This is a genomic window from Lysinibacillus sp. NPDC093712 (assembly GCF_050280025.1).
Lineage (GTDB): Bacteria > Bacillota > Bacilli > Bacillales_A > Planococcaceae > Lysinibacillus.
In genome coordinates this window covers 155976-179572 of sequence record NZ_JBNNUU010000007.1, presented here as the reverse complement: position 1 = coordinate 179572, position 23597 = coordinate 155976, and the positions used below count along the sequence as shown (strand labels likewise).

The window sequence follows — 23597 nt, the reverse complement described above, 5'->3', positions numbered from 1 at the left end:
GTCACACCCGTTCCCATACCGAACACGGAAGTTAAGCTCTTTAGCGCCGATGGTAGTTGGGGGCTTCCCCCTGTGAGAGTAGGACATCGCTAGGCTATACATAATAACATTATTCCGAAGTAGCTCAGTTGGTAGTAGCACCTGACTGTTAATCAGGTTGTCGCAGGTTCGAGTCCTGCCTTCGGAGCCATTCTTGGAGAGTTGTCCGAGTGGCCGAAGGAGCACGATTGGAAATCGTGTAGGCGGTTAACACTGTCTCAAGGGTTCAAATCCCTTACTCTCCGCCAGCACTTTACGATTCCAATTAGTAAGGCCCCTTGGTCAAGCGGTTAAGACACCGCCCTTTCACGGCGGTAACACGGGTTCGAATCCCGTAGGGGTCACCATTTATTACGAATACCCAGATGGAGGATTAGCTCAGCTGGGAGAGCATCTGCCTTACAAGCAGAGGGTCGGCGGTTCGAGCCCGTCATCCTCCACCATTTTATAAAATTAAAATAGTATTGTCGCGGGGTGGAGCAGTGGTAGCTCGTCGGGCTCATAACCCGAAGGTCACAGGTTCAAATCCTGTCTCCGCAACCAAAATGGTCCCGTGGTGTAGCGGTTAACATGCCTGCCTGTCACGCAGGAGATCGCCGGTTCGATCCCGGTCGGGACCGCCATTTTTTCAAAATATTAATATGGGTCAGTAGCTCAGTTGGTAGAGCATTAGATTGAAGCTCTAAGTGTCGGCGGTTCGATTCCGTCCTGACCCATCAGGTTTTTTTGCCGGTTTAGCTCAGCAGGTAGAGCAACTGACTTGTAATCAGTAGGTCGTGGGTTCGATTCCTATAGCCGGCACCATGTTTTCCCGGAGGGGTAGCGAAGTGGCTAAACGCGGCGGACTGTAAATCCGCTCCTTAGGGTTCGGCGGTTCGAATCCGTCCCCCTCCACCAGTTTTTACTTTACAGGGGCATAGTTTAACGGTAGAATAGAGGTCTCCAAAACCTTTGATGTGGGTTCGATTCCTACTGCCCCTGCCAATTAATTTTATGGCGGTTGTGGCGAAGTGGTTAACGCACCGGATTGTGGTTCCGGCATTCGTGGGTTCGATTCCCATCAGTCGCCCCATTAATATAAAATTAAAATTAAAACTATAAAGCAGTGGCGGTTGTGGCGAAGTGGTTAACGCACCGGATTGTGGTTCCGGCATTCGTGGGTTCGATTCCCATCAGTCGCCCCATTGTTGGGGTATAGCCAAGCGGTAAGGCAACGGATTTTGATTCCGTCATGCCCTGGTTCGAATCCAGGTACCCCAGCCATTTATGCGGAAGTAGTTCAGTGGTAGAACACCACCTTGCCAAGGTGGGGGTCGCGAGTTCGAACCTCGTCTTCCGCTCCAATAATATGGCGGCATAGCCAAGTGGTAAGGCACAGGTCTGCAACACCTTTACCACCGGTTCAAATCCGGTTGCCGCCTCCATATTTTTTTCTTAATCGGATACTCCGATTTTTTTTATCTCTAAAGTATTATGCCGGTGTGGCGGAATTGGCAGACGCGCACGACTCAAAATCGTGTTCCTTTGGAGTGTCGGTTCGACCCCGACCACCGGTATCCAAAGTAAATTTAAAAGACTTCAACAACTTTGTTGAGGTCTTTTTTTATATTCACAGTGTAAGGTAACAAAGAATATTAACGTAAGGAAAATCATAACAGATAAATAGATATACTTAAAAGTTGATATTTTTTAGAATTATTCATATGTTATAATTTTTAGATGTTAGGTTTGGAGGTAATAATTATGAAAAATAAACTATTATCATTTTTACTACTCCTTGCAGCTATTTTTTTATTACTAGACGCCTTTACAAATATATTTAGCGATTATGCAATGTTTAAAAAACTAGTTGCTATCGTGCTTATGTGTTTAGCAGGAACTTTAATTTATTTTTCTTTAATTTTTACAAGTGGAAAAAAGGGGAAATGAATTGGGCAGAGTGATCGGTTTCGAACTAAATAGTCAAGATCCCGAAAAAGCAGCGAATTTTTATTCAAAAGTTTTTGCATGGGAAATTGCTGAGCCTCGTTGGGATTACTGGGCTGTTACAACAGGAGCCAGCGAGCAAAATGGTATTAACGGTGGCATTGGTAAAGGTCCAAGTGATTATCCACATGGAGTACGCGTGCAAATTGAAGTAGATTCAATTGATGACTCAATTGCAAAAGCAATGGAAAATGGAGCTATTATTGTCCGAGAAAAAATGGAATTTGATGAATTTTATCTTGCGTATTTAGTAGACCCTACTGGACTAGGTTTTGGTTTAATTCAAAATAAGAAAAATTAATTAACTTTAACGCGCCTCTGCAAAGTCTTGCAGGGGTTTTTTATTTTACAAGAGCTATAAACTCTATTAGAAGTGTAAGCACATTTTCAAACGGGTATGGAATGATTAGATGCTAATGCAAGAAAACTATTAAAATGTTTTTTTAGTTAATATTTATTTTACTTGATGAATAGGATAACAAGGATGGAAGTAAATATAGGGGGAATAGTATGAAGAAAATAAGTAGGATCTTGATTGTAGTTTTGATTTTTGGGTTATTACAGATTCAGCCGGTATATGCGGCTAGTTTTAAAGATGTGTCATCCGACAATACGTTAAGTACGGAAATAGAATATTTAGTTGAGCGTGGGATTATTCAAGGGTATCCTAATGGCACTTTTAAACCGAATGAATATGTAACAAGAGCTCAGGTAGCTGTCATGTTAACTCGTGCGTTAGCATTGAAAACGACGAATGTGAAAAATCCGAAGTATCAAGATGTCCCGACATCACATATCTACTATAAAGAAATCGCTGCTACACAAAATGCTGGCATATTCGAGGCAACAAAGAAATTTAATCCGAATGGGACGCTGTCGAGAGCAGATATGGCCATTGTTTTGCAACGTGCTTTTAAATTAAAGGGAACGAGCCCTTATTATTTTACGGATGTTACGGAGAAAACACCAGGCTATAAGGAAATATTAGCGGTAGCGAACAATAATATTACGAGCGGTTATCAGGACGGTTCATTTAAACCTAAATTGCCATTAACACGTGCACATTTTTCAGCTTTTGTTGCTCGTGCCATGACCCTTTCAAAGCCAAATTTACAAAAGGATCCTGCATATAAATACACCTATGCATTTTACTCACCAGATGATGGCCTAAGATATACATTAAATTATCAATACAGCCATAATGATAATAAAAACGATGTTTGGTCAATTGCTAATATGACTAATAATAAGCAGTTTAATGATGAGTTATTATATTATGATGGCTCAGTATATGCACAAGCAATTGCTCAGGAATATAGCTTACATTACGATTTCTATATAGGGCTTCCTCTAAGAATTGGCGTAATTGTTCACGAAGATGATGAAGGACCAGTTAACGGCAATCGTATAACAGTTCAAACGACGGATGGAACGGTTCGAGCAGGCGGTGTTAACTATAAAAATGTAGCGATATTAGAAGAAAGATTTAAATATAATGATGTAGTGAAAACCTATTATTTTGTAGACGGTATTGGTTTAGTCAAGGAACTTCACAATGGCGAAGTAGTATATGAATTACTAAAACGAACAGCAAATTAGAAGCGTAAAAGGATGCATTCCAACAATGCATCCTTTTTTAAGTGATCGATATATGAAAATAACGTTCAAGTGCTTGCTGCCACTCTTTCTCAGTATGTGTTGTATAAGTTGTTAAAGAGTGCCCTTCATATATACGAAATTCATTATTGAACATAGTATGTCGTCCAGCAGGAGTGCGAATCATTGCGATTTTATTTTTTTGGTGTGAAAGCCGTGGGGCAAAATTGGCATCGTTATCGCTATCTGTGAAGTTGTAAAGTAGGCGCCAATTGTGTGGTGTTTGCTCATAAAGCATCCAACCGTACGTGTCATCCCATTCAATTTTGTATAGCTCATTACCTTCTCGATGTTCGTGGTGAGCAATTAACGGAACTGGTTTACATGGGGCTAGCGCACCCACACCAACGTCAGAGATATAAGGTACACCGTCAAATTGGACGAGAAGTAGCTGATGCATAGGGACATCTTCAAGTGGGGTATTTGCATCCATATTGCGCCAAAATTGTGCATAGCGATTTGTGACAGAAAAACCGAGCTCACGCAGTAACCAGCTATATAAAATATTTAATTCAAAGCAATTGCCTCCACGTTGTTGAACAATGATTTTTTGAAAAAGATCAGGAATAGTAAAGGAGATGCCACGTTTCAAGGCAACGTCTAAATTTTCATAGGGTATTGTATGTAGATGTTTTGTTTGTAATTGACCAAGTAGCTTGATAGACGGCTCTATAGATCCTTGAAATTGAAGATAATTTAAATATTGTTGTATTTGAGAATTCATAAAATCGCCTCACTTCCTTACTAATTAACATAACCGAAATAGCAAAAGAATACACGTAAAAAATTGATAAAGAAAATAATAGAAATACAGCTAAATAACTTGTAAAATTAATATATTCACTACTAGATAGTAATGAATTTCCCATTTTTAGTTAAAAATAACGATTCTAAAGGTAGGTATATAAATGACGAATGCAATAAAGTGGATAGAAGTGAATTCTTACGAAGAAATGAGTGAGGTAGCTGCACATATTTTTACTGAGCAACTACAAGCAAAACCAGCAAGTATTTTAGGACTAGCGACAGGTGGTTCACCAGTTGGAATGTATAAAGAATTAGTTAAGCGTCAACAAGCTGGTGATATTTCCTTTAAGGAAGTTACAACATTTAATCTTGATGAATATGTAGGTATAGAACAAGCTAGCCCTGCAAGCTACTGGACGTTTATGCATGAAAATTTATTTAATCATGTAGATATCAACGAGGAAAATATACATTTACCAAATGGTAGGGCGGAGGATTTAGCCGCTGAATGTGTAGCATATGATGCTCGAATTGCGGAAGCTGGTGGGATTGATTTACAGCTGCTTGGTATTGGGGTAAATGGACATATTGGCTTTAATGAGCCTGGTACGTCATTTGATTCGCTTACAAACATTGTAGAACTTACACAATCAACTCGAACTGAAAATGCTATTTATTTTGATCGTCCAGAGGAAGTACCTACGCATGCTATTACAATGGGTATCCAATCTATTATGAATGCTAAGGCAATTGTTCTCATTGCATTTGGTGAGAAGAAGCTAGAAGCTATTGAAAAGTTGCGAGGTGGGGAAGTGACAGAAACGTTCCCAGCTAGCAGATTGTTAAATCATCCTAATGTTACTGTTATTTACGGTGGCACAAAATAAAAAATTAAGGCGTAGACTTCATTTTGCAGTCTACGCTTTTTATTTTAGTCTTATAAATGATGCATATGCTAGAATTAGAAATAGAATTGGAGGGGGTAGTGTGATAAGTACAGTCGCACATTTAGAAAAAGGCGATACGGTTGGTGTTGTATGTTTGTCCAGTCTTGTAGAGCCAGAAAAATTAGGAGATGCATTAGCTTTTCTAGATGAGTTAGGCCTCCGCTATAAAATAGGGGATACGATTACGGCGAAGCATGACTACTTAGCAGGTAGTGATGAAGTGAGACTTGCAGACTTTCATGCAATGGTTCGAGACCCTGAGGTGAAAGCAATTTTTTGTGTAAAGGGAGGGTATGGCTCTGCACGAATTGCTAGCAAAATTGATTATGAGCTACTAGCGGAAAATCCAAAAATTTTCTGGGGCTTCTCTGATCTTACATATTTGCATTGTGCAATTAATGAATATGCAAATATAGTGACCTTCCATGGACCGTTGCTAATGGCTACAGATAAAATAGATGATATATCGAAAAAGATGTTTTTACAGCTGTTTACTCCGATGGAAATACAGTATACAGAGGCTATTTCGCCACTAACAACGATTGCACCTGGGATAGCACGTGGACCAATTATAGGCGGTAATTTACGTCGCCTAGTCAGCACTTTGGGCACAAAATTTGAAGTCCGTACTGAAGGTAGAATTTTAGTGATAGAAGACATTGCAGAAACGATTCCACGGATTGATTCTATGCTACAGCAGTTAAAGCAAGCAAGAAAGCTAGAACAATTAGCAGGAGTCGTTATTGGCTCATTTACGCAAACAGAAGCAAGTGACGATGCTCTGCTAACGTTAATGAAAGAGTATTTTAGCCATTTAGGAATTCCTGTCGTAGCAGGTTTTAAAATTGGGCATGAAACAACGAATATTGCCATTCCATTAGGGGGCGATGCAATTTTAGATGCACAGGAAAAAGCGCTTCGTCTTTTACCGGGTGTTCATTAAATTGTTTGAGTGCCTGGCACTTTAATTTTCACAGAAAGACGCAACCATCGCTAATGCGTGCTGGTTGCGTCTCACATTTTGTGTGTTCCCACAGGAGTCTAAGTGGATCACGATAGTTCTGAAAATTCAAAATTGTTTGAGTGCCTGACACTTTAATATGGTTCTGCATCGTGTCCTTTGTCGACTGCCTCTTTAGGTGCGTTATCACCGTCGATATTACCGAGAGGCTTTGCAGAGGAAGCATTTGTTTGTGCCATTTGTAAACCTTCATTTAATAAGCGACCATATTCTTCATCTGCCTCTGAAGCTAATGCAATCATTGCCTCTTGAATCGCCATATTACAAGTCGATAAATCTCTAATCAAGTTTTCTAGCAGTTCCTCGCGTTCCCATTGCTCAAAATTACGATAGGTTTCACCTGCTTGCTTCGTATTGCTTTGGCGATCAATTGATTCTCGAACAAGATTCCCTTCAATAAATGGTGTGTATTCCTTCGCTGTTTGAGCGGCTTCTTTTAAACCATTTAACATTGATGGCTCATAGTTAATATGTGGATTTTGTCCAGGTGCTAAATCTCGTTTATACATCATTTGCCCACCGTTTTGGTTGGTCGCTACACGTTTCTTAGGTGCATTGATAGGAAGTTGTAAATAGTTGGAACCAACTCGGTGACGTTGCGTATCAGAATAAGAGAAAGTACGTCCTTGGAGCATTTTATCGTCTGAGAAATCCAAACCATCAACGAGGACACCTGTTCCGAAAGTAGCTTGTTCCACCTCAGCAAAATAGTCTTCTGGGTTTTTATTTAACACCATTTTTCCTACTGGATACCATGGGAACTTGTCGTTTGGCCAAAGTTTCGTATCATCTAGTGGGTCAAAATCAAGCTCAGGATGAGGACCATCCTCCATAATTTGCACGTTTAACTCCCATTCAGGATATTCGCCACGTTCAATAGCATCGTATAAGTCTTGTGTTGCATGGTTGAAATTTTTTTGTTGGATTTCTTCTGCTTCTTTTTGTGTTAAGTTTTTAATGCCTTGTAATGGCTCCCAGTGGTATTTAACAAGTACAGCTTTGCCTTGACTATTAACCCATTTATACGTATTGACTCCAGAGCCTTGCATCATTCGATAATTAGCTGGAATGCCCCAAGGTGAATACACAAAGGTTACCATATGGAAGGATTCTGGAGAACTTGCGCAGAAATCAAAGAAGCGCTCAACATCTTGAATATTTGTAATTGGATCGGGCTTAAAAGCATGTATCATATCAGGAAATTTCATAGCATCGCGAATAAAGAAAATTTTTAAATTGTTTCCAACTAAATCCCAGTTTCCATCTTCCGTATAAAACTTTACAGCAAAGCCTCGTGGATCTCGTAAAGTTTCTGGAGAATGTCCTCCATGGATAACCGTAGAGAAGCGGACGAATACGGGTGTTTGTTTGCCTTTTTCCTGAAACACTTTTGCTCTTGTATAGTTAGAAATAGGGTCATTGCCGACAACGCCGTATGTTTCAAAGTAGCCATGTGCACCTGCTCCACGAGCATGTACGACACGTTCAGGAATTCTCTCACGGTCAAAGTGACTTATTTTTTCAAGGAAATCATAATTTTCAAGCGTCGCTGGTCCTCGATTTCCGACAGTTCGTAAATTTTGATTGTTTGTAATAGGGTGGCCTTGGCGATTTGTTAATGTATCATCTTTTTCTTCATGAGAATGGTTCATACCTATTGCTCCTTCCAATTGTACTAAATAAAGTTTGTCCAATTGATTGGCAAAATAGACATAAAAAAACTCTCCTACACACAAGGTGCAAGAGAGTTTTCGGATGGTGTTTTGAAATCATTATATGCTCGAGTTTTGTTATGCCTTTGCCAATGGTTGGTTATAGGTCATCGGTCATAAAGTAACAGGTCACATGTTATTGGTTTATTCAAGTAGTCTACCTAAGTAGTTTTGAAAACAGCCATCCGACTCGGTTTGGAGTCTCACCGCCCCGAGCTTAGAAATAGCGAGAATCGTCAAATTGTATTTCAACGCTGTAGTTTTTGGCATTAATTAAATTAGAGAGCTTATGTGCTTCTTTCTCAAGTTGAAGAGAACGCTCCCGGTATACATCCGGTTCGTACATAGCAATATCATAGAGCATTGTACCTTCGCCATAACCCATGCGTACACTTTCTTTCTCATGTGTGCCAAAATGTTTACATAGCTCAGCTTCCGCGCGAAGCTGTGAAGCCAATTCTATGGCCTCTACAAGTGCGAGCTTCTCACCTTTAAAGTCTACTGTATTATTTATATTCGCCTCATAGACAAGACGATCTAATGTCCGTATATCAAGACGTACTTGAGCCAGCTCACCTTCAACAACAGTCATTGGACGATTGCTCGTTTTAGGTGCTTGTCCTTTTTCAACAGTCACAAAGGCACTACGGTGTAACTCACTAATAAGTTCCTGAACCTTTTTAGCTAAAATGCTTTTAAGTTTAACTGCTTCTGCAAGATTAATCATGAAAACACGTCCTTTTATAGAGTAGTAGATGGTGTTGTATTTGTTAAAAGGGCAATTTGATAGTCTCCGCCATGAATTTGATTGAACATTTTACCGGCAGACTCAAGAAGCTTTTGCGCATTTTCAGTTGAAAGGGAAGGACGAAGATAGAAAATATGTAAAGCTTCAGTCGTCGCCTCTGAGACTGCCGTACGTTTTGAATCGACGAACGGTGAACCAAATGGTCCCTCCTCATCACGACTACAAAGTATATGATTTAATGTATTAAAGCGTCCATTTAAGCCTTCATAGCCGGTTTCTTCATTGCCAAGTGCAATTTCTACGTTACCTTTAAGATGAGCTAGATCATAGATGCCAACTGGAATTTCATATTGAAGAGAGAAAAAATTATTTACATCCACACCTGAATGAAACGGTGTTAAATAATTTTGCTTACTAACTCTGCGCATTAGGCTTTCGGCCGAGTGACGATAACGGTTTGGATCTGCGCCAAGCTTTTTCCAAAGTTGTCGCCATTCTGCAATGCCTTTACGTTCAGTTACAGGTTGTTCCTGCATTTCTAAATAGAGGTTTTCTTGATACAATTGCAGGCGACCTTTAATCATTTGGGGCGATTCTGCTACGACAATTTTGGTATAATGAATAATGCCGATTTTCAGCTCTGGAAGTTGCGTTAACAACGATGGATTAAGTGATACTTCCATAAAAAATCACCTACTTTATTTATTTTAATTATTATATCATGTAAGGAGTTGGAAATAAAATGAACATACATGACCTGCAACGAGAATTTGTGGCGTATGCAATGTCCATTGGCGTTGATAAAATAGGTTTCACAACGGCAGCTCCCTTTACAGAATTAAAGAATAGACTGCGTCGTCAACAGGAGCTTGGTTTCCAATCAGGTTTTGAAGAGAGCAATATTGAAAAACGAACGGAACCGCTTCAATTGTTAGACAGTGCAGAAAGTATTGTTGCTATAGCCGTCGCATATCCTTCACGGATGAAAGATGCTCCTATTGGTAAAAAGGGGGCACGACGGGGCATATTTTGCAGAGCATCTTGGGGCGTCGATTATCATACTGCATTACGGAACCGCTTGGCATTACTAGCAGCTTGGCTAGAAGAACGAGTGCCCAATGTGCGCATTGAGTCAATGGTAGATACAGGTGCACTTGTAGATAGAGCCGTAGCAGAGCGTGCAGGTATTGGCTGGAGCGGGAAAAACTGCTCAATTATTACACCGGAGTTTGGCTCATATGTATATTTAGGAGAACTAGTGACAAATATCCCGTTTGCGCCCGATAAGCCAATGGAGGATGAATGTGGTGATTGCCGTTTATGCTTGGATGTTTGTCCAACAGGTGCGTTAATCGAAGGTGGGCAGCTAAATTCACAGCGTTGTATCGCCTTTTTAACACAAACAAAAGGGTATCTTCCAGACGAATTCCGCTCACATCTAGGGAACCGTTTATATGGCTGCGATACTTGCCAAACCGTTTGTCCAAAAAATAAAGGGAAAATCAATTGGATACATGAGGAATTTAAGCCTGATCCAGAGCTTGCAAAGCCGTTACTAACACCTCTTTTAACAATTTCCAATCGGGAGTTCAAAGATAAGTTTGGACATGTTTCGGGCTCATGGCGCGGTAAAAAGCCAATTCAACGCAATGCCATTTTAGCGTTAGCCCATTTTAAAGAGGAAGCGGCCGTACCTGATTTAATTGGGCTTCTGGAAAAAGATGAACGACCAGTTATTCGCGGGACAGCTGCATGGGCATTAGGCAAGATTGGCGGGGAGCTAGCAAAAATAGCGTTACTTGCTGCAAAGAAAAAGGAACAAGACGAGGAAGTACTCGTTGAGATAAACAAAGGATTACAATTTTTTAGCTAAGGAAGTGTTTCGTTATGCCATTGCATATCGTTTTATATCAACCAGAAATTCCAGCAAATACAGGGAATATTGCACGTACCTGTGCTGGTACTAATACCTCACTACATTTAATTCGTCCACTTGGTTTTTCCACGGATGATAAAATGCTAAAACGTGCTGGCTTGGATTACTGGCATAGTGTCAATGTGGTGTACCACGATTCACTTGAGGATTTTTTAGAAGCATCTAAAAAAGGTGACGTGTATTTAATTGAAACATATAGTGAAGAACCGTTTACTACACATGATTTTAGTGATAATAATCGGGATATCTACTTTATGTTTGGAAAAGAAACAACAGGTTTGCCTAAGGATTTTGCCTATGAACGCAAAGATATGTGCCTACGAATTCCGCAAAGTGAACATGTGCGTTCATTAAATTTATCAAATACTGCTGCGATTGTTATTTACGAGGCTCTACGACAACAGGGCTACCCAGGTTTACACTAAGAAAAGAGAAAAAGTGTTAGATTGACTGTAATCAATCTAACACTTTTTTGCTTCAGCAGAGGGCACAAGTTGATGGTAGCGAAGGCGGTGACTCCTGCGGGAACGCACGCAAAGTAAGACGCAACAAACCGCGCGTTAGCGAGGGTTGCGGCTTACAGTGTGCCCGCGAAAAGCATTCGCCGTAGCGGACATCAACTATAGCAAAAATTACGAACATCTTTGCCCATGTGTCCTAGCCTCTTTTTTAAATTAAATTATTCTTTTAGTGCTTTATTGACCGCTGGCATAATTTGAGTTCCTAGAAGCTCAATGGATTTAGCTACTTGTTTAAATGGTACTGCCCCAATATCGAGCTGTGCCATAAAACGGGAATGACCAAATAGTTCATGCTGCATTAATATCTTTTCAATGATTTCATTCGGGCTACCAACAAATAGAGCATTGTGGCCAGCCGTCATACCGTCAAAGCCTTCTTTAGATAAATGATATTGCATGCCGCGCTGTGCATTAACATAATGCCAATAATTTGAATAATACGGATAAAATTCTTCCTTAGCCTGCACTAAGCTTTCTGCAAAGTAAGCGTGACCAGATACTGTGATTTTCGCTTTATTTATATCATGTCCTGCTGTATGCAACGCTTCACGATATACATCAACTAAATGCTTAAAGCGACTTGGATCTCCACCTAAAATTGCTAAGTTTAAGCCAACTCCATAGCGTCCCGCGCGAATAGCACTTTCCGGTGTTCCACCAACTCCAACATGAATAGGAATTTCACGACTAGCACGTGGTGCAATTTCAGCATTTTGAAGCGGTTTGCGATAATGTCCACTCCACGTTACACGCTCTTCTTTGTTTAATTTTAAAAGTAATGCCAAGTTTTCCTCAAAGAGTGCATCATAATTATCCACATCATAGCCGAACAGCGGGAAAGATTCGATAAAGGCTCCTCGTCCAACGGCAATTTCTGCTCGACCATTTGATAATAAATCGAGTGTTGCGAAATCTTCGTATAAGCGTACTGGATCAACCGTGCTTAGCACAGTTGTCGTACTCATTAATTGAATGTTTTTTGTTCGCTGTGATAGCGCTGATAATACAACGGGTACGGCTGAAATGGCATAATCTAAACGATGATGCTCACCAACACCAAATACTTGAAGACCTGCTTCATCAGCCAGTTGCCCGTATTGCATAACTTCATCTAGTCGTTCCTTAACACTTGGCATATAGCCATTCACTGGATTTTTCCCGATATCTGCTAATGTATATACACCAAATTCCATAAGATAGCCTCCTTAAAATTTTAGTAAAATAACATTACCGGCAGGATCCGCTGTTTGGAAACCGCCATTAATATCAGTAACAGTCGCTCCAATTTGGCGTAAGTTTGCTTTTAATTTATTTGCCTGCACTTCATTATCCAAACGAAGCGTATATGATTTTAGACCAATCTGATTTTCTCCAAGCTTTGGAGCACCTTCAGAATACCATGTATTTAAGCCGATATGATGATGATAGCGTCCAGTTGATATAAATAACGCTTGCTCGCCATAGCGTGTGACAATGTCAAAGCCTAAGCCTTTCGTATAGAACTCCTCAGCAGCAGCTAAGTTTGATACAGATAAATGAATATGACCCATTACCGTGTTGGCAGGGAGCCCTTCCCATGAACCATTAGCTTCTACTAATATTGCAGGAATATTAAGTGGCTCAGTTACCATATGCACTTGGTCGTTTCGCCAAGTCCAGTCATTTTCAGGACGATCTACATAAATTTCAATACCATTTTCGTCTGGATCGCGTAAATAAAGTGCTTCACTTACATCGTGATCAGATGCGCCAAAGTACACACTGGATTGACGGAAATGAGTAATTATATTTGCTAAATCACGACGTGTTGGTAACAGTAATGCAAAGTGATATAGTCCACTTGTAGTGCGCAATTTTTGTTCGACTGATTCCAGTTGAACAATAGTTAGCAATGCTGTTATACCATCAGCAGTTAGGGTAGCTCGATTAGATTCCTGTTGTAAAACTTTAAAGCCAATAATTTCTTTATAGTATGTTAGTGAGCGCTGTAAATCACTTACTTTAATTTCAACATTAGTAACATATGTGTTCGGTTTTTCATGAAAATGCATAGAAGAAAACCTCCAATTTCCAGTTATTATTAATCATCAAGTTACTTTATGTAAGTAAGTATATTTAATAAAGTAGTAGAAGTCAAGTAATTATGAAGCCGAAAAAAAGAAGTAACCGCAATGGCTACTTCTAAAAAATAAGAAAATCACTAAGTATTATACTTAGTGATTTTCTTGAGCATTATTTGTCCGCTTTGTAGTCGCCTTCGTACCCAGCAGTGAAAATAGCAGCTAAGAAAGCAACAGTTACACCAATAATTAATAATAACTTCATGGAAGAACCCTCCTCATGTTTATAAGCAAATCTCTTTTTAGTATAGCCTATCTATTATAAAAATGAAACGTCCTTGCTAAATAAAATATGTCAGAAATGGTTCAGACTTTAGTATTTCGGGAAAACTATTATAGAGGTGATAAAAATGGAAAAAAAGGTTCCAAATATAGAAAACGGCACAATGGCGAGAAATTTTAAAGAGCTACAAGATCTAGGTAAACAAATGGAGCATCTCCGTGATGGTCAAGAACTTGCCGAGGATGACCGTATTGCAGACCCAATTCAAGTAGATGAAGAACCCGAAGATAAGCAATAGGAAAGCTTCGCTCTGAGTTGGCATGGATAGCTAATAAAAGTTGATTCCGCGGAGCAGGGCGAGAATTCCGCGGAGCAGGGCAAGAATTCCACGGAGCAAGGTGAGAATTCCGCGGAGCAAGGAGAGGATTTTGCGAAGCAGAGTGAGAATTCCACGGAGCAGGGCGAGAATTCCGCGGAACAAGGAGTGGATTCCGCGGAGCAGGGCGAGGATTCCGCGAAGCAGGGCGAGGATTCCGCGAAGCAGGGCGAGGATTTCGCGGAGCAGGGCGAGGATTCCGCGGAGCAGAGTGAGAATTCCGCGGAACAAGGAGTGGATTCCGCGGAGCAGGGTGAGAATTCCGCGGAGCAGAGTGAGAATTCCGCGGAACAAGGAGTGGATTCCGCGGAGCAGGGCAAAAGAATTCTGCGGAGCAGGGCGAGAATTCCGTGGAGCAGAGTGAGAATTCCGCGGAACAGAGGTAGAATTCCGCGGAGCAAGGAGCGGATTCCGTGAAGTAGAGTGAGAATCCCGCGGAGCAGGGTGTGAATTCCGCGGACCAGGGAGAGAATTCCGCGAAGCAGAGGAAGAATTCCGCGGAGCAAGGCGAGAATTCCGCGAAGCAGAGTGAGAATTCCGCGGAGCAAGGAGAGGATTCCGGCGGAGCAGGGTGAGAATTCCGCGGAGCAGGGTGAGAATTCCGCGGAACAGGGCGAGGATTCCGCGAAGCAGGGTGAGAATTCCGCGGAGCAGAGGAATAATTCCGCGGAGCAAGGCGAGTATTCCGCGGAGCAAGGTGAGAATTCCGCGGAGCAGGGCGAGAATTCCGCGGAACAAGGAGTGGATTCCGCGGAGCAGGGCGAGGATTCCGCGAAGCAGAGGTAGAATTCCGCGGAGCGATGCAAAATACCCGCGCAAGAAAAACATTATTTTTAATCCAATTTTTTGTATAATGAAACTAGGAAAAGAAAGGGGCTGATGTTTTTGAATTTACAATCAACAAAAACGTTAACAAATGGTATTGAGATGCCTCGCTTTGGTCTAGGCGTATACAAAATGACAGAACGTGATGAAACGTTACAGGCTATTGATAAGGCGTTGAAAGTAGGCTATCGTGCGATTGATACTGCTTCGTTATATGGTAATGAGGCAGAGGTGGGTGAGGCGATTCGCCACTCAGGCATTAAACGCGAGGATATTTTTGTGACAACAAAGGTATGGAATACTGACCAAGGATATGATGCGACGCTACGTGCTTTTGAAGTATCATTGAAAAAATTAAATATGGATTATTTAGATTTATATTTAACGCATTGGGTAGTGCCTGAAACATTTGAGGAAACATACAGAGCGATTGAACGTTTGTATGATGAGAAGTTACTACGAGCAACAGGTGTGTCGAATCATCATGAACATCACCTGCAAAAACTATTATCAAAAGCTAATATTGCGCCAATGGTCAATCAAGTAGAATTGCATCCGTACTTACAACAAGATGCATTAAAGGCATTTTGTGCAGAGCATGGAATTGCTGTTACAGCATGGTCACCGTTAGGTCGGGGAGGGGTGCTGGATAATCCAACAATTCTCGAAATTGCACAAGAGCTAGGGAAGTCAGCTGCACAAGTAGTGCTTCGTTGGCATTTGCAAAAGGATACGCTGATTATTCCAAAATCGGTGACACCAAGTCGTATTGAGGAAAATGCACAAATATACGATTTTGAATTAACGCAAGCACAGATGGATAAAATGGCAACGTTAAATCGAAATCAACGTTTTGGTCAAGATCCAGATAATTTTAAATTTAATTTTTAACCATAGAAAATCCCGCTATCAAACTTGTTGAAGCGGGATTTTGTAGTATTATTTAGATTCTTTTACATATGGAATGTAGTTTGAAAGCATTTTTGCCATATGTGCACGTGTAGCATTGTTATTAGGCATGAATTTGCCATTTGAACCGCTAGCAATTTTTAAATCTTGCATAAGTGCGATAGCGTTTTGTGTTTCTTCATTGTATTTAGAAATATCGCTGAAATCAGCAGTTAATCCAGTTTTTGCATCATGTTGTAAGTTATAAGCACGTGCAAACATTAAAGCAAGCTGAGAACGAGTTACTTTTGCTGTAGGATTGAATTTACCATTTTGACCTTGTACAATTCCTGCTTCAGCAAGTGCTGTAATCTCTTTTTGTGTTGCTGCTTCTAAACTAGTAATATCTGAGAATGTTGCTTCACCTTTTGCTTCAAGTTTTAATACACGAGCAATAAATGATGCAGCTTGTGCACGAGTTAAGTTAGCATTTGGTGAGTATGTTGTTGCAGATGTACCTTGAGTTAAATCACGGTAGTAAAGATCACGAACGTAACCTTCTGTTTCAGAGCCTTTTGCAATATCAGTAAATGGAATTGTAGCGATAATGCGACCTTCCACTTTAGCGTCTACTTTTTTAAGTGTGTTTAAATGATCGATAAACATTTCAAAGTCAACTGTACCAGGTTCACTTACACGGCCGTCTGCGTAAGCTTTTGCTAGTGTTTCATAGCCGTCTCCGCCTTTAGCAGTGAATGTGTTTGTTGCACCTTTATAGTAAGCTGCTTTATCAAGCTCTTTACCATTTAGTTTAATAGATTTAACGCGTTTGCCAGCTGGTGCTTTACCATCAAATTCTACTTGTAGGCCAGAGAAATGTAGGAAGCCACCTGATTCTTTCGGGAACTCTTTCACACTATGTTCAGCAATTTCATAAAGTTCAGCACCAGTTAATTTTACGATACCAAGTGCATTACCGAAAGGCATTACTGTCATTACTTCACCAACAGTGATATCTCCTGCGTCAATGCTCGCGCGGATACCGCCACCGTTTTGGAATGCGAATTGTACTTCTGGGTCAATCTTTTTAGCTCCAGCAAGCATACCGTCTGTAATAACGTTACCTAGGTTTGTTTCACCAGCACGAACACCCCAAAGTCCACGTTTACCATCAAGTTCTGTAACGGCTGTATTGCCTGTTGATTGTTGTTTAACTGCTGCGATTTTTTCAGTATATGGCGCTAATAATTTAGCTGCTTCAGCATCGGCAGCTACAGGATTTTCTTTATCATTTAAAGCATGTAGTTGGCCGAAGTATTCAACAACAGCACCGTTATCATCAAATGTTAAATCAAGCTCACCTAAGTTTTCGCTGTATTGACCAGTTTGTACGATAATTGTTGGGTTTTTGAATGATGTTTCTGCTTTTACAGCTTTATCTAATTTCGTATGTGTATGACCACCAACGATTACATCAATTCCTTCTACTGCTGCTGCAAGTAATTGGTCATTATCGAAGTCTTTAGAGTCATCAAAGCCAATGTGTGTAAGGGCAATAATTTTATTTACGCCTTGTTTTTCAAAATCCGCTACTGCTTTTTTCGCAGAGTCGATGTAGTTAGCAAATTGTACGTTTGCAACACTTGAAATTGAAGGTGTTTCTTCAGTTGTTAAGCCGAAAATACCAACTTTTTCTCCATCTATATCTTTAATAATACCGTTATAGATTTTGCCGTTTTGGAAGTCTTCTGCCACTGTTTTAAATTGTAAGCCATCAAATAATGAATCCTTTGAGAAATCTAGGTTACCGCCAAGTAATGGGAATTCTGCACCTTTAACAAAATTTGCAAGAGCAGCATGTCCTTCTGGGCTTGACCCTAAATCGAACTCATGGTTACCAAATGTCATAGCATCGTAGCCCATTAAGTTCATTAATTTCATATCAACCTCTCCAGAGAATTGATTGAAGTAAAGAGTACCAGAGAATACGTCCCCTGCATCTAAAAGTAATGAGTTAGCATTCGCAGCACGTAGTTCTTTAATTTTAGTTGCTCGTTGTGGTGCTGCCTCTACGTGTGCATGTGTGTCATTAGAGTGCAGAATTGTTAAATTAAAGCCTTCTTTAGTAGTTGTTGGTGCTGATTCTGCTGCATGTGCAGCAAATCCAGGTGTAGCTAGTAAACTTGCAGCTAGAGTTGTTGCGGCAATACTTTTAACCCATTTCATAATAATGATTTCCTCCCTCATTTATATGTCAGATGACTGACAATTTACTCTATTCTAACATGAAAGAAATCTATCGTCATTACCAATATTGGAAAATCAATAATAAAATTATTGTAAAAAATAGATAAAGAAAATATGAATTCGTAAATTTATACTTTAAATAGTAGAAAAGCCAAAAAACGGATTCAATTAAAACAGCTCATAATCAATAAAACTATCATGAAGCGATATTTTCCAAAAAAAAAGTACAAACCATGATTTTGGTTTGTACTAATGCTTTGTGCTTATTTTTTATCTTTTACTATAATTAATTTATTTAAAAATGGGTGTTCAAATTCTAATTGAATGGCATGTAGTTCATAATCATCGCTAGCTGTTTCGCGCGCGCCATACATCGTATCTCCGATAATAGGATGACCGATATGCGCCATGTGTACACGAATTTGGTGTGTACGACCTGTTTCTAAAACAAGGTGGACAACACAAGAATGTTTAAAGCGTGCAACAACTTCATAGTGTGTTACAGCATGTTGACCTGTGTTTGATACGACGCGTCGTGTTGGGTGATGGCGGTCTTTACCAATAGATTCAGCGATAGTCCCCGATGTAGTACGGAGATTTCCTTGCACCTCTGCAGCGTACGTACGAATAATTGTTTTTTCTTCAATCATACGATCAAAAATCGATTTTGCCAGTGGATGCTTTGCAATTAAAAGTAAACCTTCAGTCCCTTTATCAAGGCGATGAACATGCTCTGCATAGTCTCGACCTTGCTCTTTCATATGTGCCATTACATGATTCATACAAGTGTGAGTATCGCTATCATCATTAGGATGAGTAGACATGCCCTTTGGTTTAGAAACAATTAAACAGTGATCATCTTCATACACAACATCAATCGCACAAACAGGTGTCGGCTTATAGCTAGAGGCGGGGATAGGAAATGAAAATTTAATAATTGTTCCTGCTGGAAGTGGCTCTTTCCACAGTAGTGGCTCCCCATCAAGTGAAGTGACTGCCTTTTCCATACGTAATTCGTGAACTAGTTTTTTCCCTAGTCGCCAATGATTACGTAGTAGCTCCTCGACCGTTGTATTATTGTCTTTTATTTCATATTGAAACATCTATTTTCCTCCGTGGAATGAGGGCTATCAAAGCACCCTTGCTCATTTTTTTATAAAGATTTTAGTACAAAAAAATCCGCTCCCTTTCTGCAGAAGGGCGATTCACAAGATACCAGATGTTAAAGCCACTGGATAATCTGGCTGGCTTGAATCGCTATCCCACAGGTATATCGCGAATTTTTTGTCGGACATTATGTTGTAAATCAAAAAAACGTACTTATCGTTCTTGTTACATTATTTTGCAGTTTTTAACGATTTGATTAAATAGAAGCTTGCGCCTGCAATTAAAATAAACGCTGTTAATGCTAAAAACGGGATTGTAATGAAACCAAGCCAGTTTATGTATTGACCCGTGCAAGATACGGCACCACAAGAAGGAGCAGAAGCAGCTAAAAAGCTTAGTTTCTGAATTCCATAATGATAAAGTGATACAGAGCCACCTATAACGGCGAATACTGCCGTTGTTACAGCTATACGTGGATTTTTTTGAATAAAGGCAATAGTAGTCATTATTGCTATTGGATACATGAAAATACGTTGAATCCAACACATTTTACAAGGCTCGTAGTGACGAATCTCTGAAAAATATAGTGAGCCTAATGTTGCAACGATAGAGACAATCCAAATAAACAATAAGCTATTTTCCTCTTTTTTTGACATATAAAAACTCCCTTTATATTAACGATGTACTTGTTACGATTATATGTGTTTTGAATTTAGAAGTAAAATGTTTCAATTATAGAGTTTCTCTATTGCTATCTAGTCATTACGTTCAAACAATTACTTATAAAAACAATGGAAATTCAGTCTAAAGTATGAACGGCTCAGGCAGACACCTTTGACTCGGAAATGTTATCATTAAACTAAGTAATGCCAATAAAAAGAGGTGTTTTTGTGAGAGAGAACGAGCACTCCAATATTAGTATTTTAAAAGAAATTGCTGAGTTACTTAATGAGGAAACAGAAATAATCACTACCTTAAAAGGCGCGCTTGTGAAGTTTTTAAATGGTACAAATTTTGAAACGGGCTGGATATTTTTTATTGATGAAAAAGGACGATCAGAGCTTGTTGTCCATGAAAATTTACCAGAGGCACTTGAACATAAAAATTGCCACTATTTAAAAAAGGGAGGCTGCTGGTGTGTTTCCCGTTATCGCAATGAAGAATTAAAAAAAGCTTCTAATATTATTGAATGTCAACGGATCGAAAGTGCAATTGCTGCAAATGTTGGCGATCACGAAGGAATTACACATCATGCAACGGTACCTCTGCAATCAGGTCAGGAACGATTTGGTGTTTTGAATGTAGCATCGAAGAATACGGTACGTTTTTCAGAGGAAGAGCTAGCATTACTGGAATCTGTTGCCTTTCAAATGGGCTCTGCCATTAAGCGTATATTATTGACAAAGCAGGAGCAGGAAATGGCACTAGTGAAGGAGCGTAATCGTCTGGCGCGGGACTTACATGATTCTGTTAATCAGCTCCTTTTCTCCGTAACATTAACGGCGAGGGCCGGCATTGAGATGAGTAACGACTCAGAGGTAAAGGAAACATTTAAGGAGATACAGCATTTAACACAAGATGCTTTAACAGAAATGCGTGCACTCATTTGGCAACTGCGACCAAAAGGTTTAGAGAATGGACTGTTAGAAGCGATAAAGGTGTATGCTGAAATGCTCGGATTAAAGCTTCATGTAACCGTATCAGGTGTTTTACAATTTCCATCTCGTATAGAAGAAACACTGTTTCGTGTAGCACAGGAAGCGCTTAATAATGTGCGTCGCCATGCTGGTGTACTTGAAGCGGCACTTTATATTACGGTAACAGCTACTGATATATTATTAGTCATTCGTGATGAGGGACGAGGCTTTGTAATTGATCATAATACAAAGCTCTTATCGATAGGCTTACAATCGATAAAAGATCGAGCTAAATCGGTAGGGGGAAAAGCTGACTGGGTAAGTGAAATTGGCAAGGGTACGGAGCTGCTAATCCGCTTGCCATATTGAGGGGGGAGTAAAAATGATTCGTGTACTAATTGCCGATGATCATCATGTAGTCCGACGAGGATTATTATTTTTTTTAAAGACACAGAAAGATATTGAGGTTGTGGGGGAAGCGAAAAATGGTGTGGAAGCAGTTGCGCTAGCTGAAAGCATACAGCCAGATATTATCTTAATGGATTTAGTAATGCCTGAAATGGATGGTATTCAAGCAACAAAGCGCATAAAGTCTAAGTTTCCGCACATCGAAATTTTAATGTTAACGAGCTTCTCTGATCGAGATCATGTTGTACCAGCGATGGAAGCTGGAGCAGCGGGATATCAGCTAAAGGATATTGAACCAGATGAGTTAGTATCATCGATTCGTCGCATTATGCAGGGGGAACATACATTACACCCAGAAGCAACTTCGACACTTGAGATGGATCGTCAAGAATCAGAAAATGCACTACATGTTTTAAATCCGCTAACTCCACGTGAGCAGGATGTACTTGCAGAGCTTACAAAGGGAAAAAGTAACCGAGAAATTGCATCATCATTATTCGTTACTGAAAAAACAGTAAAAACACATATTTCCAATATTTTTACGAAGCTACAAGTGCAAGATCGGACACAAGCCGCACTCTATGCAGTAAAGCATGGATTGACAGAAGGCAGCGGCCAGTAGGCAATAAATAAACGTGACCGGGACAAAACTTTAAAATTTTAAAAAGAGGAACAAACGTGTTAGTTTATCCGCTATGTAAAATGAATGAAAACTTAGCTATTCTTTCTTTTTTATTTAATAAAAAATTAGAAGATAGCACTTGTTGGTAGCGTAGGCGGTGACTCCTGCGGGAACAGCATGCAGCGTAAGACGCAACAGACCGCGCGTTAGCGAGGGTTGCGGCTTACGGTGTGCCCGCGGAAAGCAACCTCCGTAGCGGACAACAACGGCATAGTAAAAAGTGTTAGATTGATTGAAGTCAATCTAACACTTTTTCTCTTTTGTCGCCTCTTTCCATGTAAATTATTGATTATGACTAAATAATTTGTTAGACATTTCTAGTAAAGTGGAGCTCGGAGCGAGTGCTAAGTCTTCTTTTAGTTTTTGCTCATAGGTTAAAAAAATAATGTATGCCTGTGTATGCAGCCCCGCCTCAATTAACAGTTGTAAATATTGTTCGAGCTTATGTTCATTATAAGGATCAAACTCTAATAAACGATTGAGATAGTCAATAGCTTTTTCCGTTTCGGTTCCAATGCTTGTTTGAAACCCTTTCTCTAATAACTCTATGTATGATTTAGTAAGCTTATCTCTATTTGAGGTAGCCCATTCATAATCATCAAATATGAGTAAGCCTTCCTTATAAATAGCAAGACATTGATTAATTAAGGAAATCGGAGGAAAATCAGACTTCTTAAAATCACTAAAACAATCTTGGAATTCGTACAAATCACACAAAATATTAGGCTTCTCAAAAATATAATATTTGTTTGAAAATATTATACAGTTGGCGTAGCCCATATTATTTAATGTTTTTCTTAAATAAGATAGTGCTGTATGAAGATTAGATTTAGCACGAACATAATCTAAATTTGGCCAAAGAATTTCGATTAAAACATCCCGATGAATAGGCATGTTGGGGTGCAATATAAAATAAGCGAATAACTCTTTCGTTTTCTCAGTTTTGAAGGAAACGAGACTATTGTTGCTATAGGTAGCAAATTGATTAAAGCATTGGACGTTTAAAATCGTATTAGAAGTTTGTTGTACCAACTGTTGCATAGAAAATTCATGTTCTATACGTGATACTGTTTTTTCTAAGCGTGCTTGGCTAATCGGTTTAAGTAAATAATCAAGTCCTCCAATTTCATATGCTTGGATTGCAAATTCTGAATACGAAGTTATAAATATAACAATTACATGTGGGCGATTGCTTTTTATAATATCAGCTACTTCAAGTCCATTCAGTTCATCAAGCTTTATTTCTAAAAATATTACTTCAAATTCCAGTGATGGAAGGCTATTTAAGAATAGTTTTACACTAGTGAAGGTTTGGGTAACCTCTATTTGTTGAAAGTTTTGTAGCTTATTTTGAAAATAGTGTAAAGCTAGAGGTTCATTGTCTATTAAAACGGCTCGAATCACATCAAAATCTCCTTTATACAATTAAATTGAAAACCATTAAACTCTAGTACATTGTTTTTGAAAAGGTCTCCCCATTATATAGAGGATAAAAGTTTTTTATGTAGTGTTAAGAGAATTGAAATAATTGTATAAGCGTTTATTATTAAACTATTTTGAAAAAAGAAAGTAACGATAGTTAAACTAGAAAATTGACTGAAGGGATTTAAAGTTTCTTTATTTTCTTATTTTGTAAAACATTCTAATGAATGTATTATGTAATAGCCGTTATTATAGTACATTTGACTTAAAGAAAACTCAAAAGGTACTTAAAAAATACTTAAAAATAATAGGATATAAGTAATTGAAAATTACTTTGTTGTGGAAAAGT

The 23597-nt window shown here is 39.4% G+C and carries 21 protein-coding genes, 16 tRNA genes and 1 rRNA gene; 28 read left to right on the top strand and 10 right to left on the bottom strand.

Annotation, left to right across the window (positions count from 1 at the left end; translation table 11 throughout):
- The 20 genes from rrf to ACQKNX_RS20905 form a co-directional block, all read left to right on the top strand.
- Positions 1-95 (top strand): 5S ribosomal RNA (rrf, locus tag ACQKNX_RS21000); the annotation flags it as partial.
- Between the two features lie 18 nt (positions 96-113).
- Positions 114-190: transfer RNA gene (locus tag ACQKNX_RS20995), tRNA-Asn, on the top strand.
- Positions 191-195: 5 nt separating this feature from the next.
- Positions 196-287, top strand: a tRNA-Ser gene (locus tag ACQKNX_RS20990).
- A 24-nt stretch (positions 288-311) separates the two neighbouring features.
- Positions 312-386 (top strand) — tRNA-Glu (locus ACQKNX_RS20985).
- Between the two features lie 20 nt (positions 387-406).
- A tRNA-Val gene (locus ACQKNX_RS20980) sits at positions 407-482 on the top strand.
- A 25-nt stretch (positions 483-507) separates the two neighbouring features.
- Positions 508-582: transfer RNA gene (locus tag ACQKNX_RS20975), tRNA-Met, on the top strand.
- Positions 583-586: 4 nt separating this feature from the next.
- Positions 587-662 (top strand) — tRNA-Asp (locus ACQKNX_RS20970).
- Between the two features lie 20 nt (positions 663-682).
- Positions 683-755, top strand: a tRNA-Phe gene (locus ACQKNX_RS20965).
- Positions 756-767: 12 nt separating this feature from the next.
- Positions 768-843: transfer RNA gene (locus tag ACQKNX_RS20960), tRNA-Thr, on the top strand.
- A gap of 9 nt (positions 844-852) precedes the next feature.
- A tRNA-Tyr gene (locus tag ACQKNX_RS20955) sits at positions 853-936 on the top strand.
- Between the two features lie 13 nt (positions 937-949).
- Positions 950-1023: transfer RNA gene (locus ACQKNX_RS20950), tRNA-Trp, on the top strand.
- Between the two features lie 12 nt (positions 1024-1035).
- A tRNA-His gene (locus ACQKNX_RS20945) sits at positions 1036-1111 on the top strand.
- A gap of 36 nt (positions 1112-1147) precedes the next feature.
- Positions 1148-1223 (top strand) — tRNA-His (locus ACQKNX_RS20940).
- A gap of 4 nt (positions 1224-1227) precedes the next feature.
- Positions 1228-1302, top strand: a tRNA-Gln gene (locus tag ACQKNX_RS20935).
- Between the two features lie 5 nt (positions 1303-1307).
- Positions 1308-1382, top strand: a tRNA-Gly gene (locus tag ACQKNX_RS20930).
- Positions 1383-1389: 7 nt separating this feature from the next.
- Positions 1390-1463, top strand: a tRNA-Cys gene (locus ACQKNX_RS20925).
- Positions 1464-1514: 51 nt separating this feature from the next.
- Positions 1515-1595, top strand: a tRNA-Leu gene (locus ACQKNX_RS20920).
- A 187-nt stretch (positions 1596-1782) separates the two neighbouring features.
- Positions 1783-1968, top strand: a complete 186-nt coding sequence (locus ACQKNX_RS20915) for a hypothetical protein (protein ID WP_427430520.1) — start codon at positions 1783-1785, stop codon at positions 1966-1968.
- Between the two features lies 1 nt (position 1969).
- The gene (locus tag ACQKNX_RS20910; protein WP_427430518.1) at positions 1970-2326 is read left to right on the top strand and encodes a VOC family protein; all 357 of its coding nucleotides are present in this window, start codon (positions 1970-1972) and stop codon (positions 2324-2326) included.
- Positions 2327-2535: 209 nt separating this feature from the next.
- Entirely contained in the window at positions 2536-3624 is a 1089-nt protein-coding gene (locus tag ACQKNX_RS20905; protein ID WP_427430517.1) for an S-layer homology domain-containing protein, read from the top strand.
- Between the two features lie 37 nt (positions 3625-3661).
- Here ACQKNX_RS20905 and ACQKNX_RS20900 read toward each other — a convergent pair whose 3' ends face one another.
- On the bottom strand, positions 3662-4405 hold the full coding sequence (locus ACQKNX_RS20900; RefSeq protein ID WP_427430516.1) for an arylamine N-acetyltransferase family protein: 744 nt from the start codon (positions 4403-4405) through the stop codon (positions 3662-3664).
- Positions 4406-4601: 196 nt separating this feature from the next.
- Between ACQKNX_RS20900 and nagB the strand changes: the two genes are divergently transcribed.
- Both nagB and ACQKNX_RS20890 read left to right on the top strand, forming a co-directional pair.
- Positions 4602-5315 (top strand): glucosamine-6-phosphate deaminase, encoded by a 714-nt coding sequence (nagB, locus tag ACQKNX_RS20895; RefSeq protein ID WP_427430523.1) that lies wholly within the window; start codon positions 4602-4604, stop codon positions 5313-5315.
- Between the two features lie 100 nt (positions 5316-5415).
- Positions 5416-6318, top strand: a complete 903-nt coding sequence (locus ACQKNX_RS20890) for a S66 peptidase family protein (protein ID WP_427430515.1) — start codon at positions 5416-5418, stop codon at positions 6316-6318.
- 152 nt (positions 6319-6470) lie between these two features.
- Here the strand turns inward: ACQKNX_RS20890 and ACQKNX_RS20885 are convergent, their stop codons facing one another.
- From ACQKNX_RS20885 to ACQKNX_RS20875, 3 genes are all read right to left on the bottom strand, one after another.
- Positions 6471-8048 carry a catalase gene (locus ACQKNX_RS20885; protein WP_427430514.1) on the bottom strand — a complete coding sequence of 526 codons (1578 nt, stop codon included), beginning with the start codon at positions 8046-8048 and terminating at the stop codon, positions 6471-6473.
- Between the two features lie 277 nt (positions 8049-8325).
- On the bottom strand, positions 8326-8835 hold the full coding sequence (locus ACQKNX_RS20880) for a hypothetical protein (protein ID WP_427430512.1): 510 nt from the start codon (positions 8833-8835) through the stop codon (positions 8326-8328).
- 14 nt (positions 8836-8849) lie between these two features.
- Positions 8850-9539 carry a B3/B4 domain-containing protein gene (locus ACQKNX_RS20875; RefSeq protein WP_427430511.1) on the bottom strand — a complete coding sequence of 230 codons (690 nt, stop codon included), beginning with the start codon at positions 9537-9539 and terminating at the stop codon, positions 8850-8852.
- Between the two features lie 59 nt (positions 9540-9598).
- On the opposite strand from ACQKNX_RS20875, the gene queG reads away from it, so the two are divergent.
- Positions 9599-10729, top strand: a complete 1131-nt coding sequence (gene queG, locus ACQKNX_RS20870) for a tRNA epoxyqueuosine(34) reductase QueG (protein ID WP_427430510.1) — start codon at positions 9599-9601, stop codon at positions 10727-10729.
- Between the two features lie 14 nt (positions 10730-10743).
- A complete protein-coding gene (gene trmL, locus ACQKNX_RS20865) occupies positions 10744-11217 on the top strand; it encodes a tRNA (uridine(34)/cytosine(34)/5-carboxymethylaminomethyluridine(34)-2'-O)-methyltransferase TrmL (protein ID WP_427430509.1) in 474 nt (157 codons plus the stop codon).
- A gap of 254 nt (positions 11218-11471) precedes the next feature.
- On the opposite strand, the gene ACQKNX_RS20860 is transcribed toward trmL, so the two are convergent.
- Both ACQKNX_RS20860 and ACQKNX_RS20855 read right to left on the bottom strand, forming a co-directional pair.
- On the bottom strand, positions 11472-12506 hold the full coding sequence (locus tag ACQKNX_RS20860) for an LLM class flavin-dependent oxidoreductase (protein ID WP_427430508.1): 1035 nt from the start codon (positions 12504-12506) through the stop codon (positions 11472-11474).
- Positions 12507-12518: 12 nt separating this feature from the next.
- Entirely contained in the window at positions 12519-13364 is an 846-nt protein-coding gene (locus ACQKNX_RS20855; protein ID WP_427430507.1) for a VOC family protein, read from the bottom strand.
- A gap of 419 nt (positions 13365-13783) precedes the next feature.
- Between ACQKNX_RS20855 and ACQKNX_RS20850 the strand changes: the two genes are divergently transcribed.
- Positions 13784-13954, top strand: a complete 171-nt coding sequence (locus ACQKNX_RS20850; protein ID WP_173479841.1) for a hypothetical protein — start codon at positions 13784-13786, stop codon at positions 13952-13954.
- A 963-nt stretch (positions 13955-14917) separates the two neighbouring features.
- Positions 14918-15748 carry an aldo/keto reductase gene (locus ACQKNX_RS20845; RefSeq protein WP_401014337.1) on the top strand — a complete coding sequence of 277 codons (831 nt, stop codon included), beginning with the start codon at positions 14918-14920 and terminating at the stop codon, positions 15746-15748.
- A gap of 48 nt (positions 15749-15796) precedes the next feature.
- On the opposite strand, the gene ACQKNX_RS20840 is transcribed toward ACQKNX_RS20845, so the two are convergent.
- From ACQKNX_RS20840 to ACQKNX_RS20830, 3 genes are all read right to left on the bottom strand, one after another.
- Positions 15797-17971, bottom strand: a complete 2175-nt coding sequence (locus ACQKNX_RS20840; RefSeq protein ID WP_427430506.1) for a 5'-nucleotidase C-terminal domain-containing protein — start codon at positions 17969-17971, stop codon at positions 15797-15799.
- A 284-nt stretch (positions 17972-18255) separates the two neighbouring features.
- On the bottom strand, positions 18256-19095 hold the full coding sequence (locus ACQKNX_RS20835) for an RluA family pseudouridine synthase (protein ID WP_427430505.1): 840 nt from the start codon (positions 19093-19095) through the stop codon (positions 18256-18258).
- Positions 19096-19329: 234 nt separating this feature from the next.
- Positions 19330-19755 (bottom strand): disulfide oxidoreductase, encoded by a 426-nt coding sequence (locus ACQKNX_RS20830; protein ID WP_427430504.1) that lies wholly within the window; start codon positions 19753-19755, stop codon positions 19330-19332.
- A 234-nt stretch (positions 19756-19989) separates the two neighbouring features.
- On the opposite strand from ACQKNX_RS20830, the gene ACQKNX_RS20825 reads away from it, so the two are divergent.
- Both ACQKNX_RS20825 and ACQKNX_RS20820 read left to right on the top strand, forming a co-directional pair.
- Positions 19990-21105, top strand: coding sequence for a GAF domain-containing sensor histidine kinase (locus tag ACQKNX_RS20825; protein ID WP_427430503.1), 1116 nt, complete (start codon positions 19990-19992; stop codon positions 21103-21105).
- A gap of 13 nt (positions 21106-21118) precedes the next feature.
- Positions 21119-21766, top strand: coding sequence for a response regulator transcription factor (locus ACQKNX_RS20820; protein WP_340822407.1), 648 nt, complete (start codon positions 21119-21121; stop codon positions 21764-21766).
- A 342-nt stretch (positions 21767-22108) separates the two neighbouring features.
- Here ACQKNX_RS20820 and ACQKNX_RS20815 read toward each other — a convergent pair whose 3' ends face one another.
- On the bottom strand, positions 22109-23230 hold the full coding sequence (locus tag ACQKNX_RS20815; protein ID WP_427430502.1) for a response regulator: 1122 nt from the start codon (positions 23228-23230) through the stop codon (positions 22109-22111).
- Positions 23231-23597: the final 367 nt, after the last annotated feature.

Bases quoted from the DNA above. Each gene is read 5' to 3' on its own strand.
- ACQKNX_RS20915 (WP_427430520.1), top strand. From the start codon at position 1,783: ATGAAAAATAAACTATTATCATTTTTACTACTCCTTGCAGCTATTTTT.
- ACQKNX_RS20905 (WP_427430517.1), top strand. From the start codon at position 2,536: ATGAAGAAAATAAGTAGGATCTTGATTGTAGTTTTGATTTTTGGGTTA.
- ACQKNX_RS20900 (WP_427430516.1), bottom strand. From the start codon at position 4,405: ATGAATTCTCAAATACAACAATATTTAAATTATCTTCAATTTCAAGGA.
- ACQKNX_RS20885 (WP_427430514.1), bottom strand. From the start codon at position 8,048: ATGAACCATTCTCATGAAGAAAAAGATGATACATTAACAAATCGCCAA.
- ACQKNX_RS20880 (WP_427430512.1), bottom strand. From the start codon at position 8,835: ATGATTAATCTTGCAGAAGCAGTTAAACTTAAAAGCATTTTAGCTAAA.
- ACQKNX_RS20875 (WP_427430511.1), bottom strand. From the start codon at position 9,539: ATGGAAGTATCACTTAATCCATCGTTGTTAACGCAACTTCCAGAGCTG.
- queG (WP_427430510.1), top strand. From the start codon at position 9,599: ATGAACATACATGACCTGCAACGAGAATTTGTGGCGTATGCAATGTCC.
- trmL (WP_427430509.1), top strand. From the start codon at position 10,744: ATGCCATTGCATATCGTTTTATATCAACCAGAAATTCCAGCAAATACA.
- ACQKNX_RS20860 (WP_427430508.1), bottom strand. From the start codon at position 12,506: ATGGAATTTGGTGTATATACATTAGCAGATATCGGGAAAAATCCAGTG.
- ACQKNX_RS20855 (WP_427430507.1), bottom strand. From the start codon at position 13,364: ATGCATTTTCATGAAAAACCGAACACATATGTTACTAATGTTGAAATT.
- ACQKNX_RS20850 (WP_173479841.1), top strand. From the start codon at position 13,784: ATGGAAAAAAAGGTTCCAAATATAGAAAACGGCACAATGGCGAGAAAT.
- ACQKNX_RS20840 (WP_427430506.1), bottom strand. From the start codon at position 17,971: ATGAAATGGGTTAAAAGTATTGCCGCAACAACTCTAGCTGCAAGTTTA.
- ACQKNX_RS20835 (WP_427430505.1), bottom strand. From the start codon at position 19,095: ATGTTTCAATATGAAATAAAAGACAATAATACAACGGTCGAGGAGCTA.
- ACQKNX_RS20830 (WP_427430504.1), bottom strand. From the start codon at position 19,755: ATGTCAAAAAAAGAGGAAAATAGCTTATTGTTTATTTGGATTGTCTCT.
- ACQKNX_RS20820 (WP_340822407.1), top strand. From the start codon at position 21,119: ATGATTCGTGTACTAATTGCCGATGATCATCATGTAGTCCGACGAGGA.